This window comes from Mycolicibacter senuensis (genome assembly GCF_002101885.1).
Lineage (GTDB): Bacteria > Actinomycetota > Actinomycetes > Mycobacteriales > Mycobacteriaceae > Mycobacterium > Mycobacterium senuense.
On record NZ_LQPS01000043.1, the window covers coordinates 601,633 to 615,248 of the forward strand.

The 13,616-nt window shown below is 69.4% G+C and carries 13 protein-coding genes and 1 pseudogene; 9 read left to right on the forward strand and 5 right to left on the reverse strand.

Annotated features, from left to right (window positions below; translation table 11 throughout):
* Nucleotides 1–22: 22 nt before the first annotated feature.
* Nucleotides 23–1,009: a quinone oxidoreductase family protein gene (locus AWC24_RS17295; protein ID WP_085087185.1), complete on the reverse strand. Its 987-nt coding sequence runs from the start codon at nt 1,007–1,009 to the stop codon at nt 23–25.
* 31 nt (nt 1,010–1,040) lie between these two features.
* Between AWC24_RS17295 and AWC24_RS17300 the strand changes: the two genes are divergently transcribed.
* Entirely contained in the window at nt 1,041–1,736 is a 696-nt protein-coding gene (locus tag AWC24_RS17300) for a DcsG N-terminal domain-containing protein (RefSeq protein ID WP_085086979.1), read from the forward strand.
* Here AWC24_RS17300 and AWC24_RS17305 read toward each other — a convergent pair.
* The 4 genes and pseudogenes from AWC24_RS17305 to mptB form a co-directional block, all read right to left on the reverse strand.
* Entirely contained in the window at nt 1,692–2,627 is a 936-nt protein-coding gene (locus AWC24_RS17305) for a COX15/CtaA family protein (protein WP_085087187.1), read from the reverse strand. The genes AWC24_RS17300 and AWC24_RS17305 overlap by 45 nt on opposite strands.
* 57 nt (nt 2,628–2,684) lie before the next feature.
* On the reverse strand, nt 2,685–3,473 hold the full coding sequence (locus AWC24_RS17310) for an ABC transporter permease (protein ID WP_085086981.1): 789 nt from the start codon (nt 3,471–3,473) through the stop codon (nt 2,685–2,687).
* A gap of 55 nt (nt 3,474–3,528) precedes the next feature.
* Entirely contained in the window at nt 3,529–4,467 is a 939-nt protein-coding gene (locus AWC24_RS17315) for an ABC transporter ATP-binding protein (protein ID WP_109560520.1), read from the reverse strand.
* A pseudogene (gene mptB / locus AWC24_RS17320) lies at nt 4,464–6,224 on the reverse strand (polyprenol phosphomannose-dependent alpha 1,6 mannosyltransferase MptB); the annotation flags it as partial. The pseudogene mptB and the gene AWC24_RS17315, both read right to left, overlap by 4 nt.
* 72 nt (nt 6,225–6,296) lie before the next feature.
* Here mptB and AWC24_RS17325 point away from each other — a divergent pair.
* The 8 genes from AWC24_RS17325 (at nt 6,297) to AWC24_RS17360 (ending at nt 13,608) form a co-directional block, all read left to right on the forward strand.
* A complete protein-coding gene (locus AWC24_RS17325; protein ID WP_085086985.1) occupies nt 6,297–7,139 on the forward strand; it encodes a helix-turn-helix transcriptional regulator in 843 nt (280 codons plus the stop codon).
* A gap of 67 nt (nt 7,140–7,206) precedes the next feature.
* Complete coding sequence (sufB, locus tag AWC24_RS17330) at nt 7,207–8,649, forward strand: Fe-S cluster assembly protein SufB (RefSeq protein ID WP_085086987.1); 1,443 nt, start codon at nt 7,207–7,209, stop codon at nt 8,647–8,649.
* Entirely contained in the window at nt 8,649–9,842 is a 1,194-nt protein-coding gene (sufD, locus tag AWC24_RS17335; RefSeq protein WP_174813607.1) for a Fe-S cluster assembly protein SufD, read from the forward strand. The genes sufB and sufD overlap by 1 nt, the downstream gene beginning before the upstream one ends.
* Nucleotides 9,843–9,871: 29 nt before the next feature.
* The gene (gene sufC / locus AWC24_RS17340) at nt 9,872–10,666 is read left to right on the forward strand and encodes a Fe-S cluster assembly ATPase SufC (RefSeq protein WP_085086989.1); all 795 of its coding nucleotides are present in this window, start codon (nt 9,872–9,874) and stop codon (nt 10,664–10,666) included.
* A complete protein-coding gene (locus AWC24_RS17345) occupies nt 10,666–11,943 on the forward strand; it encodes a cysteine desulfurase (protein ID WP_085086991.1) in 1,278 nt (425 codons plus the stop codon). Before sufC ends, AWC24_RS17345 begins: the two co-directional genes overlap by 1 nt.
* Nucleotides 11,944–11,946: 3 nt before the next feature.
* The gene (gene sufU / locus AWC24_RS17350) at nt 11,947–12,411 is read left to right on the forward strand and encodes a Fe-S cluster assembly sulfur transfer protein SufU (RefSeq protein WP_085086993.1); all 465 of its coding nucleotides are present in this window, start codon (nt 11,947–11,949) and stop codon (nt 12,409–12,411) included.
* 29 nt (nt 12,412–12,440) lie between these two features.
* Nucleotides 12,441–12,782 carry a metal-sulfur cluster assembly factor gene (locus AWC24_RS17355; RefSeq protein WP_013829181.1) on the forward strand — a complete coding sequence of 114 codons (342 nt, stop codon included), beginning with the start codon at nt 12,441–12,443 and terminating at the stop codon, nt 12,780–12,782.
* A gap of 13 nt (nt 12,783–12,795) precedes the next feature.
* Entirely contained in the window at nt 12,796–13,608 is an 813-nt protein-coding gene (locus tag AWC24_RS17360; protein ID WP_085086995.1) for an MBL fold metallo-hydrolase, read from the forward strand.
* Nucleotides 13,609–13,616 lie beyond the last annotated feature (8 nt).

The window sequence follows — 13,616 nt, forward strand, 5'->3', positions numbered from 1 at the left end:
CCTGTGGGCCGGCGGCTCGTCTTTAGGGGATCAACACGATCGAACCGGTGGTCTTGCGGCCCTGCAGATCCCGGTGCGCGTCGGCGGCCTCGGCCAGCGGGTAGCGCCGGCTGACCGCCGCCTCGATCGCTCCTCCCGTGATCGCGTCGAACAATTCTCCTGCGCGCCAGGAGAATTCCTGCTCGCTGCGGGTGAAGTGGACGAGGTTCGGCCGGGTCAGGTACACCGAGCCGGCGGCGTTGAGCCGTTGCGGATCCACCGGTGCAACCGGTCCGCTGGCCGCGCCGAACAGTGCCAGCGTGCCCCGGACGGCGAGGCTGGCCAGGCTGGCGTCGAAGGTCGTCGCACCCACGCCGTCGTACACCGCCGCGACCCCGGCGCCATCGGTCAACTCCCGGATGCGGGCGCCGAAGGCGGCGGCGGCCGTGTCGTCCGAGCCGGGGTAGTCGAGGACCTCGGCGGCGCCGGCCGCTCGGGACAAGTCGGCTTTCGCCGGGGTCGACACGGTGGTGATGACCCGGGCGCCCAGCGCTGTGGCCCACCGGGTCAGGATCAGCCCGACTCCGCCGGCGCCGGCGTGCAGCAACACGGTGTCGCCGGGCTGGACCGGATAGACCGATTTGATGAGGTAATGCGCCGTCAGGCCCTTGAGCAGCACGGCCGCCGCCACGTCGGAGTCGACGCCGGCCGGGATGGGCGCGGTCAACGCTGCCGGCGCCGTGCAGTACTGGGCGTAGCCACCGGTCGCGGCCGCCGTCACCACGCGGTCACCCGCGCTCAGCGTCGTCACACCCGCGCCGGTCTCGGCCACGACGCCGGCGGCTTCGGTGCCGAGCACGAACGGCAACTCCGCCGGGTAGATCCCGGAGCGGAAATAGGTGTCGATGTAGTTGACCCCGATGGCCTCGGACCGGATCACCACCTCCCCGGCGGCGGGGGACGGTTGCGGCCTGTCGACCAGTTCCAAGACCTCAGGGCCGCCGGTCGCGGCGATTTCCACAGCGTGCATGGTGACTATCATCTCCGACTGTGGAGTCTGCATGAAGCTGGCCCGGCCCGATATCTTCCACCCGCGCATCGTGTTGGCGGGCGATTCGCGGCGCGACGACGACGATTCTGGCGCCGGTGATGACGCCGGCCTGGTGCGCGCGCTGCGCCACCGCGGCCTGCACGCCCGCCGACTGCCCTGGGATGATCCGGAAACCCTCGAGGCCGACCTGGTGATCCTGCGGTCGGCGGGCGGGGAACCGGACCGGCGCGCCGAATTCACGGCGTGGTCCAAGCGGGTGCGCAACCTGTTGAACCCCCCGGAGGTGGTGGCCTGGAACGCCGATCCCCGCTACCTGGCCGACTTGCAGTGTGACGGGGTGCCGACGGCGCCCGGAGCGGCCACCGAGCGCACGGCACTGGTGTTCTTCGGCGCCGGCCGCTCGCACGCGTTCGGCGCCGCGGGTACCGACCCGGACTTCGAGTTGTGGGACGTCGGCCGCGCCGCGCTGCGCGCTGCCGCCGAACGCTTGAGTATCCGCATCGAGGAGTTGCTTTACGCGCGCGCCGAGGTGACCGGGGCGGGCGCCGACGCGCGGCTGGTCGGCCTGGATCTGGTTGCGCCGGACCTGGGCTGGGGTGAACTCGGCGCCGACGAATGTGATCGCGCGCAGCGACGATTCGCGCGGGAGGTCACCTCGGCGCTAGAGCGGCTCGGGTTGGGCCCGCTCGCGCAGCGACGCCCATAGCGCCGCGGTCGCTCCGGTGACCAGCACGGCGCCCGCCACGTGGATGGTGACCAGCACCGCGGGCACCCCGGTGAAGTATTGGACGACCCCGATCACCCCCTGCGCCAGGGTCAGCGCGGTCAACCAGGCGAGCCGGTTGGTCACCGGTTTGGCCGCTTGTACCGCGGCCAGCCCGAATGCCAGCCCCACCAGTAGCCCGAGGAAGCCGATCAGCAGCGACTCGTGCAGGTGGGCCAGCGTTACCACCTCGACCTTGAGCCGAGCGACGGTGCGGGTGGTGCTCTTGTCGCCGGCGTGCGGTCCGGCGGCGGTCACCAGGGTCCCGGTGACCAGTACGGCGGCCAGCATGACGGCGCACAGCGCGGTCAGCCGCCGCAACGGGACGGGAACCCGGTGGCGTACCACGACGTTCTGGCCGTCGGGCTCACCGACCTTGACGTACAGCAGCACCGCCAGCCAGACCATCAGCATCGAGACCAGCAGGTGCACCGCCACCGTCCACCAGGCCAGCCCGGTGCGCACCGTGATGCCGCCGATGAGCGCCTGCAGCACCGTGGAGGCCGGCATCAGCCAGGCGTAGACCAGCACCTCCCGGCGCCGCCGCGCCCGGATCACCGCCAGCACCGCCAGCGCTGAGGTGATGACCACCGCGAAGGTCACCATCCGGTTGCCGAACTCGATGGCCTGATGGATTCGCGGCACCTCCGAGACCGCGACCGGGACGTAGCTGCCCGGGAAGCACTGCGGCCAGGTGGGGCAGCCCAGTCCGGACGCGGTGACGCGGACGATCGCTCCGCTGACCGAGATGAAGCCCTGGGTGAAGACGACGGCGGCGGCCAGCAACCGCTGGGTGCGCAGACTGGGATCGGGCAGCAGATCCACCAGGCGCATCAGGAAGCGTCCCACGGGGCTGATCGTAGAGGATCGGTAACTACATGCCGTAGTAGGTCAGCTGAACCGGAACCAGCGCACCGCGCCGAGGCCGGCCAGCAGCCCCCACGCCGCCACCACCGCGACGCCGAACCAGTCGAGGGAGACCGCCAGGGCCTGCGCCAGCGCCTCGGTGAGCGCCCCCGAAGGCGTCAGCCGGGCCAGCCAGCGGACCGCGCCGGGCACCAGCTCGGTTTCCACCGTCAGCGCCGCGAACCCGCCGAACACGAACCACATCAGGTTGGCCACGGCCAGGACGATCTCGGCTCGCAGGCTGCCGCCGAGCAGCAGCCCCAACGCCGCGAAGCACGCCGTGCCCAGTGCGATGACGACCGCGCCCAGTGCCAGCCCGAGCGGTGTCGGCCGCCAGCCCAGGGCGATGCCGATCAACCCGAGCAGCACCGACTGCAACAGCACCACGGTCGCCACCGACAGCGACTTGCCGGTGATGATTCCCCATACCGGCAGTGCGGTGGCGCCCAGGCGTTTCAGCGCGCCGTAACGGCGGTCGAATGCCACCGCGATCGCCTGGCCGGTGAAGGCGGTGGCGATCACGGCCAGCGACATGATCACCGGCAGCACGGTGGTGACGCGCTCGGCATGACCCTCGCCGAACGGGCCCAGCGGCAGCACCGTCAGCCCGATCAGCAACGTGATCGGGATGAACATCGTCAACAGCAGCTGTTCGCCATTGCGCAGCAGCAGGGTCAGCTCTAATCGGTACTGCGCGGCCAGCATCGCCGGCACGCCGGCCGGGCGCGGGTCGGGGGTAAAGGTGCCGGGCGCGAAGACCTGCGCAGTGCTCATTGGCGCCACTCCTCAGCATCGCTCATTCTTCGCTCTGCATCGTCGCCGGCGTGACTCATGGGCGTAGCTCCCGTCCGGTCAGGTCCAAGAACACGTCCTCCAGGCTGCGCTGCTCCACCCGCAGCTGGGTGGCCAGCACGTCGAGGCGGGCGCACCATGCGGTCACGGTCGCAAGTACCTGCGGGTCGACGGCGCCTTCGACGAGGTACTCGCCGGGTTGCGGCTCGCTGGCCCGATAGCCTTCGGGCAACGCGGTGAGCAGCAACGACAAGTCCAGTCGGGGCGGTGCGGTGAACCGCACCTGCCCCTGGGCGCCGCTGCGGGTCAGTTCCGAAGGGGTGCCGGCGGCGACCACCTTGCCGTGGTCGATGATCAGCAGCCGGTCGGCCAGTTCCTCGGCCTCCCGCAGGTGGTGCGTGGTCAGCACCACCGTCACGCCGTCGCGGCGCAGCGCGTCGATCAGTTCCCACACCAGCAGCCGCGCGTGGGCGTCCATGCCGGCGGTCGGTTCGTCGAGAAACACCAGCTCCGGGCGACCGACCAGGGCGCAGGCCAGCGCGAGCCGCTGTTGCTGTCCGCCCGAGAGCCTGCGGTAGGTGGTCCGGGCCGCGTCGGTGAGGCCCAGGGTCTCCAGCAGCCACTGCGGGTCCAGCGGGTTCGCCGAGTACGACGCCACCAGCTTGAGCATCTCGCCGGCGCGCGCCGCGGGGTAGCCGCCGCCGCCCTGCAGCATCACCCCGATGCGTTCCCGCAGCCGGTCGTTGTCGGCGATCGGGTCGAGCCCGAGCACCTCGATGGTGCCGGCATCCGGGCGCACGAAGCCCTCGCACATCTCGACCGTCGTGGTCTTGCCGGCGCCGTTAGGGCCCAGCAGCGCGAACACTTCGGCGGTGTGGACCTCCAGATCAAGGCCGGCGACCGCCTCGGTCGCCGTCGGACCGGCCCCGTAACGCTTACGCACCCCGCGCAACCGCACTGCCACAGCTGAGCTCACGGAGAATCAGCGTAAGCGTCGGCGACGGGGGCGGGCCGCGGGGTGGCTCCCGGTTGCGCCTCACGGTCGGGTTGGGCGGCCGCGGCGGGTAATTCCCGCCATGGCAGGTGCCGGTAGGTCAGCAAGAACAACGCCAGCACCACCACGGCGCTGGCCAGCGTGGCGTCCACGATCTGGAACAGGGCGAACCGGTCACCGTTCGCGGTCGGGCCGAAGATCCCGACCACCAGGGTCACCGCGATCACCGCGATCCGGAAGCTCGGCCGGGTCGCCCAGGCGGCCAGCGGGATGATCGCCCACAGCAGATACCAGGGCTGCACCACCGGGAACAGCAGCACCGTGATGCCGAGTGCGACGCCGAGCCCACCGACCGGATGCAGCCGGCCCTGGAAGACCACCAGCAGCAGCCAGATGACCATCACCCCGATGATCAGCACGCCGATGCCACGGGTCAGCGACAGCACGGCGGTGGTGTGATCGCCCAAACCCAGCAGGGTTCCCACCTGGCCGGTGCCGAGGGCGATCAGCGTCGGCGGCGACATCCAGCTGCGGACCACGTTGGCGGTGCCCAGCGTGTAGACCCAACCGAAGCCCAGACCGCTGGCCCAGCCGATCAGGCCCATCACGGCCGCCGCCAGGACGCTGGTGCCGAGGCCGGCGAGCAGGAATGCCCGCAGGTCGCCGCCCCAGCGCCAGCCCAGGGCCATCGCCACGAATCCGAGCGCCAGCAGCGACGGCAGTTTGACCTGCGACGACATCGCGATCAGGACCGCTCCGGTGAGCAGTTCGGCCAGTGGAGCCCAGTCCTGCGGGCGGCGCCACCGGCTCGGCAGCAGAGGTTTGGCCGCGGTGATCCCGCGCAGCGCGAACTCCGTGCCGGTCAGCATCAGGCCGAGCATCAGCGCCTCGTTGTGGATACCGGCGACCAGGTGCATCAACAGCAGCGGGTTGGCCGCACCCAGCCACAGGGCGCTGACCTCGGCCACCCCGCACCGTGCCGCCAGCCGCGGCACGGCCCACACGATCATCCCCACGCCGACCAGCACCACCACCCGATGACACAACACCGCGGTGACGATGTTCTCCCCGGTCAGCGCCGATATCCCGCGGCCGATCCACAAGAAGAGCGGCCCGTAGGGGGCCGGCGTCTCTCGCCACAGGCTGGGCACCGACAAGGTGAACACGTGGTCCAGCCCCAGGGCCGGCGCCGGGCCCACCCGGTAGGGGTCCAGCCCCAGTCGGGAGATCTGGCTCTGCGCCAGGTAGGAGTAGACGTCCTTGCTGTACATCGGCGGGGCGACCAGCAACGGCAGCATCCACAGCAGCAGCGTGCGGTCGAGCTGGCTGCGTGACATCCGGCGGCCCGGTCCGCCCGAAGACAGCGCGAAGCGGCCCAGCATCAGCCAGGCCAGGGCCATCATCACTGCCCCGGTGGTGGTCATGGTCAGCGCCACCGTCTGCAGCCGAGACGGCAGGTTGAGCAGTCGCACCCCGAAAGTCGGATCCTGGACCACCGGTCGGGCGCCGGCCCCGAGGGCGCCGATGGCCATCAACACCGTGCCGGTGGCCCCGAACAGCCGGGTGCGCCGCAGTGCGACGAGTTCGGCGTCGTTGAGGGGGGCGCTGATCGTGCGCTCGTCGCCGTGCAGATGGGCGATCGAGCTGCTCAGCGAGTGCCGGCGGGCTGCCATCCCAGCAGCGTAACGGCCCGTCTCCGATATCCTCGGCCGACCGGCAGGAGCGCACTGTGACCAGCGTTACGGCCGATTCGTGCCGAACTGAGGTAACCCTTTCTGGACCCCGCACCCGAATTGCGTCACACTGGTGTTGTGAAATTCAAGGCTGAGGCCAAGGCCGCACCCCAAACCGCCGGGCAGCGTCCCGGCGGTGCGGTTTCGGCTGCGCCTCAACCGGCCGCCGACCTCGCCGGCAGCCATGATTCACCCGAGGGTCGCACCCGCCAGGCGGTGGTGCGCCTGCTGATGGAGTCCGGTTCGATCACCGCCGGTGACATCGGCGCCCAGCTGGGCCTGTCGGCCGCCGGGGTGCGTCGCCACCTCGACGCGCTGATCGAGATGGGCGACGCCGAGGCGCACGCGGCGGCGTCCTGGCAGCAGGTGGGGCGCGGCCGGCCGGCCAAGCGGTACCAGCTCACCGAGGCCGGCCGGGGCAAGCTCGGGCACCGCTACGACGACCTCGCGGTGGCGGCGATGCGCCAGCTGCGCGAGATCGGCGGCGAAGACGCGGTGGTGGCCTTCGCCCGGCAGCGCATCGACAGCATCCTGTCCGAGGTCGCCGCCGTGGCCGCCGTCGGCGACCCCGACACCGACGGGGATCTCGAGGCGACCGCCGAACGCATCGCCGCGGCGCTGACCGAGGCCGGCTACGTCGCCAGCACCGCGCGGGTGGACGGCGGTGTCCCGGGGGTGCAGATCCTGCAGCATCACTGCCCGGTGGCCAATGTCGCCAAAGAGTTCCCGGAGCTGTGCCGCGCCGAGCGGCAGGCGATGGCCGAGGTGCTGGGCACCCACGTCCAGCGGTTGGCGACCATCGCCGACGGCGGGTACGTCTGCACCACCCACGTACCCCTGACCATCAAGAGCACCACGTCCGGCAGGGCCGGCAAGACCACCAAAGCCGGCCGGTCCGGTACCGCGGCAAAAAAGCAATAGCAGCACCGATCGACCTTCGGCGCCCAGCCTGCGCCGAAGCCATCACGAGCACTGAAGGGGCGTCACCATGACACTCACACCGGAGGCCACCGCAGCAGCGGAGCCCACCCAGGAAGAGACGATCGCGTCGCTGGGCCGGTACGAATACGGTTGGGCCGACACCGATGCCGCGGGCGCCGCGGCCCAGCGTGGCCTGTCCGAGGACGTGGTGCGCGACATCTCGGCGAAGAAGAACGAGCCGGAGTGGATGCTCGAAGCCCGGTTGCGGGCCTACCGGACGTTCATGAAGAAGCCGATGCCCAACTGGGGCTCGGATCTGTCCGGGATCGACTTCGACAACATCAAGTACTTCGTCCGGTCCACCGAGAAGCAGGCCCAGACCTGGGATGACCTGCCCGAGGACATCCGCAACACCTACGACCGCCTGGGTATCCCGGAGGCCGAGAAGCAGCGCTACATCGGCGGGGTGGCCGCCCAGTACGAATCCGAGGTGGTCTACCACAAGATCCGCGAGGACCTGGAAGAGCAGGGTGTGATCTTCCTCGACACCGACACCGCGTTGAAGGAGCACGAGGAGCTGTTCCGGGAGTACTTCGCCACCGTGATCCCAGCCGGTGACAACAAGTTCTCGGCGCTGAACACCGCGGTGTGGAGCGGCGGTTCGTTCATCTATGTGCCGCCGGGTGTGCACGTGGACATTCCGCTGCAGGCCTACTTCCGGATCAACACCGAGAACATGGGCCAGTTCGAGCGCACCCTGATCATCGTCGACGAGGACGCCTACGTGCACTACATCGAGGGCTGCACCGCCCCGGTGTACTCCAGCGACTCGCTGCACTCGGCGGTGGTGGAGATCATCGTCAAGCCGCGCGGCCGTTGCCGCTACACCACCATCCAGAACTGGTCGGTCAACGTCTACAACCTGGTCACCAAGCGGGCGCGGGCCGAAGAGGGCGCCACCATGGAGTGGGTCGACGGCAACATCGGCTCCAAGGTCACCATGAAGTACCCGGCGGTGTGGATGACCGGTGAGCACGCCAAGGGCGAGGTGCTCTCGGTGGCGTTCGCCGGTGAGGACCAGCACCAGGACACCGGCGCCAAGATGCTGCACCTGGCACCCAACACGTCGTCCAACATCGTGTCGAAGTCGGTGGCGCGCGGCGGCGGCCGATCCTCCTACCGGGGCCTGGTGGAGATCCACAAGGGCGCCCAGGGGGCGAAGTCGAGCGTGAAGTGCGACGCGCTGCTGGTCGACGACGTCAGCCGCAGTGACACCTACCCCTACGTCGACATCCGTGAGGACGACGTCACCGTGGGCCACGAGGCCACCGTGTCGAAGGTCAGTGAGAACCAGTTGTTCTACCTGATGAGCCGCGGCCTGAGCGAGGACGAGGCGATGGCGATGGTGGTGCGCGGCTTCGTCGAGCCGATCGCCAAGGAACTGCCGATGGAATACGCGCTGGAACTCAACAAGCTGATTCAGCTGCAGATGGAAGGCTCGGTGGGCTAGTGGCTTCGACTGATCTGGGGTCCGCTTCGCCGACCAACCTGACCGAGGCAGCCGAAGGCATCAACAAGGGGGAGCAGTTCACCTCGTTCGACGTCGACGCCTTCGAGGTGCCGCACGGCCGCGACGAGATCTGGCGGTTCACCCCGCTGCGCCGGCTGCGCGGCCTGCACGACGGTTCGGCGGTGGCCGACGCGTCGGCCGTCATCGACGTCACCGCGGACGCGGCGGTGCGGGTCGAGACCGTCGCACGTGGCGATGACCGGCTGGGTGCCGCGGGCATTCCCGCTGATCGTGTTGCAGCCCAAGCCTTCTCGTCATTCCAGCAGGCGACGGTGGTCACCGTGCCCAAGGAGGCCGTCGTCGAGGAGCCGATCACGATCACCGTCACCGGTCCCGGCGAGGGCACCACGGCTTACGGCCATCTGCAACTGCGCGCCGAGGAACTGTCGCAGGCGACGGTCGTGATCGACGTACGGGGCAGCGGAACCTACGCCGACAACGTCGAGTTCGTTGTCGGCGACGCCGCGAAGCTGACCGTGGTGTGGCTCGCCGAGGCGGCCCCGGATCTGGTCCACGTGGCCATGCATCACGCGGCGCTGGGCAAGGACGCGGTGCTGCGCCACAGCGCGGTGCTGCTGGGCGGCGAGCTGGTGCGCCTGACCGGGCGAGTGCGGTTCGACGGGCCGGGCGGTGACGCCGAGCTGCTCGGCCTGTACTTCGCCGACGACGGCCAGCACCTCGAATCGCGCCTGCTGGTCGACCACAGCCAGCCCAACTGCCGCTCGAACGTGCTCTACAAGGGCGCGCTGCAGGGCGACCCCGGTTCGGGCCTGCCCGACGCCCACACCGTCTGGGTCGGCGACGTGCTGATTCGCGCGACGGGCGTCGACACCGACACCTTCGAGGTGAACCGGAACCTGGTGCTGGCCGACGGCGCCCGGGCGGATTCGATTCCGAACCTGGAGATCGAGACCGGGGAGATCGTGCAGGCCGGCCACGCCAGCGCGACCGGGCGCTTCGACGACCTGCAGTTGTTCTATCTGCAAGCACGCGGCATCCCCGAGGATCAGGCCCGGCGCCTGATCGTGCGCGGTTTCTTCGGCGAGATCATCGCCAAGATCCCGGTGCCGTTCGTCCAGGAACGCCTCACCGAGGCCGTCGAGCGCGAACTCGCCGTCACCGAGAACAACTGACCACCAAGACTTAAGGACACCGAACAGCAATGAGCACACTGGAGATCAAGGACCTGCACGTGAGCGTGTCGCCGGGCGGCGCCGGCGAGGACGGTGCGGCGGCGATCCCGATCCTGCACGGAGTCGACCTGACGGTGAACTCCGGTGAGACACACGCCCTGATGGGCCCGAACGGCTCGGGCAAGTCGACCCTGTCGTACGCGATCGCCGGACACCCCAAGTACACCGTGACATCCGGGTCGATCACCCTCGACGGCCAGGACGTCCTGGAGATGGCCATCGATGAACGTGCGCGAGCGGGTCTCTTCTTGGCCATGCAGTATCCGGTCGAGGTGCCCGGGGTGTCGATGTCGAACTTCCTGCGCACCGCGGTGACCGCGGTACGCGGCGAGGCCCCGAAGTTGCGCGCCTGGATCAAGGAGCAGCGCGCGGCCTTCACCGAATTGGGTATCGACTCCGGCTTCGCCGAGCGCAACGTCAACGAGGGCTTCTCCGGCGGGGAGAAGAAGCGTCACGAGATCCTGCAGCTGAGCCTGCTCAAGCCCAAGATCGCGATCCTCGACGAGACCGACTCCGGCCTCGACGTCGACGCGCTGCGGGTGGTCAGCGAAGGGGTGCAGCGTTATCAGGAGACCGAGAACGGCGGCATTCTGCTGATCACCCACTACACCCGGATCCTGCGCTACATCCAGCCCCAGTTCGTGCACGTCTTCTCGGGTGGGCGCATCGTGGAGTCGGGCGGTCCGGAGCTGGCCGACGAGCTGGAGGAGAAGGGCTACGAACGCTTCTCCGATGCGGCAGCGGCGGGAGCGGCGGGGGCCTGATGACGGTTTCCGACACGACGTTGTCGCCCAGTCGTCCGGCGGCGCCGGACCTGGATGCGATTCGGGCGGATTTCCCGATCCTGAGCCGCGTCATGCGTGGCGGAAGCCGGCTGGCCTACCTCGATTCCGGGGCGACCTCGCAGCGCCCGCTGCAGGTGCTCGATGCCGAGCGGGAGTTTCTGCTGCACTCCAACGGCGCGGTGCACCGCGGGGCGCACCAGCTCATGGAGGAGGCCACCGACGCCTACGAGGACGGCCGGTCGGCCATCGCGCGCTTCGTCGGCGCCGATCCGGACGAGCTGGTGCTCACCAAGAACGCCACCGAGTCGCTGAACCTGGTGTCCTATGCGCTCGGCGACGACCGGTTCGAAGCCGCGGTCGGCCCGGGCGACGTCATTGTCACCACCGAACTGGAGCATCACGCCAACCTGATTCCGTGGCAGGAACTGGCGCGGCGCACCGGGGCGACGCTGCGCTGGTATGAGGTCACCGGCGACGGCCGCATCGACCTGGATTCGCTGGACCTCGACGAGCGGGTCAAAGTCGTTGCCTTCACCCATCACTCGAACGTGACCGGCGCGCTGGCGCCGGTCGCCGAACTGGTGTCGCGAGCTCGTGCGGTGGGCGCCTTCACCGTGTTGGACGCCTGCCAGTCGGTGCCGCACCAGCCGGTCGACCTGCACGGGCTGGACGTCGATTTCGCCGCCTTCTCCGGACACAAGATGCTGGGCCCCAACGGGATCGGTGTGCTCTACGGCCGGCGTGAGCTGTTGGCGGCGCTGCCGCCGTTTATCACCGGCGGATCGATGATCGAGACCGTGACCATGTCGTCGAGCACCTATGCGCCGCCGCCGCAACGTTTCGAGGCCGGCACGCCGATGACCTCGCAGGTGGTCGGGCTGGCCGCCGCCGCGCGGTACCTGGACGCCATCGGGATGGACGTCGTGGAAGCCCACGAGCGCGAGTTGGTGGCCGCCGCCCTCGAGGGCCTCGCCGGTATCGACGGGGTGCGCATCGTCGGGCCGACGACGATGACCGACCGCGGTTCGCCGGTCTCCTTCGTGGTCGACGGTGTGCACGCCCACGACGTCGGCCAGGTACTCGACGACGACGGTGTCGCGGTGCGGGTGGGCCACCACTGCGCGATGCCGTTGCACCGCAAGTTCAATGTGGCGGCCACCGCCCGTGCGTCGTTCGCCGTGTACAACACCCACGACGAGGTCGAGCGTCTGCTGGCGGGGATTCAGCGCGCCGTGACGTTCTTCGGGAGAGCGTGAGACATGCGCCTCGAGCAGTTCTACCAGGAAGTGATCCTTGATCACTACAAGCATCCGCAGCATCGCGGGCTGCGGGAGCCCTACGGAGCGCAGGTCCACCACGTCAACCCGACGTGCGGCGACGAATTGACCTTGCGCGTGGCGGTTTCCGATGACGGTGAGCAGATTGCCGACGTCTCCTACGACGGGCAGGGATGTTCGATCTCGCAGGCGGCGACGTCGGTGCTGGCCACCCAGGTGATCGGATTGACGGTGGCGCAGGCCCTGGCCACATTCGACGCATTCCACGAGATGGTGTCGTCGCGGGGGACCGTCGAAGGGGACGAAGAGGTGCTCGGCGACGGGATCGCGTTCGCCGGGGTGGCCAAGTACCCGGCGCGGGTCAAATGCGCGCTGCTGGGTTGGATGGCCTTCAAAGACGCGTTGGCGCAGGCACTCGCCAAGACGGAAGAAAACACGCTGGCATGAGTCAGTCTCACAACCCAGGAGATGAAGTAATGAGCGAAACCGGACCGGACGAGTTGCTCGCCGAGGTCGAGGAGTCCATGCACGACGTCATCGACCCCGAGATCGGCATCAATGTCATGGACCTCGGCTTGGTCTACGACCTGGCGATCCGCCACGACGAGGAGGGCGCCGCCGCCGTCGTGACCATGACGCTCACCTCACCGGCCTGCCCGCTGCAGGACATGATCGCCGAGCAGGTCGAGAACGCGACCGTGGGCGCGGGCCTGGTCAAGAAGCTGGACCTGTCCTGGGTCTGGGAGCCGGCCTGGGGTCCGGACAAGATCACCGACGAGGGCCGCGAGATGATGCGCGCCGTCGGCTTCACGGTCTGAGCGGAGCCGCTGCATGTTCTGGTTGTGCAGGACATGCGGCGTCGAGCACGACGCCACGCCGGACGTCTGCGCGATCTGCGCGGACGAGCGGCAATGGGTGCCGGCCGACGGTCAGCGGTGGGCGACGCTGGATGAACTGGCCGGCGAGGGGGTTCGATCCACCGTCGCCGTCCTGGAACCCGGCCTGATCGGGATCGGCAGTACCCCGCCGCTGGGCATCGGCCAACTCGGCAAGCTGGTGTGCACCGCGGGCGGGAACGTGCTGTGGGATCCGTCGGGTTTCCTCGACGATGCCGCGGTGGCCGCGGTGACCGAGCGCGGCCCGGTCGCCGGGATCGTCGCGAGCCACCCGCACATGTTCGGCGCGCAGGTGCAGTGGAGCCACCGACTCGGTGGGGTGCCGGTGTACGTCAACGCCGCTGATGCGCAATGGGTGATGCGGCCCGACCCGGTGATCCGCTACTGGTCGGACCGTCTGCAGCCGGTGGCGGGGCTGACGGTGGTGCAGGTGGGCGGGCACTTTCCCGGCAGCGCGGTGGCCTGCTGGGACAACGGCGCCGACGGGCGGGGCGTGCTGCTGGTCGGCGACACCGTCTTCCCGAACCCGGACCGGCGTACCGTGGCCTTCCTGCGAAGCTATCCCAACCGGATCCCGCTGTCGGCCGCGGTCGTGCAGCGGATGGCCGGCACCCTGGCCGGACTGCGGTTCGACCGGATATACGGGCTGTTGGACAACGTCATCGACGCCGACGGCGCGGCCGCGATAAGGTTCTCCGCCGACCGACATGCCGCCTGGGTACGCGGCGATCACGACGCTCTCACGTGATCGGGGCG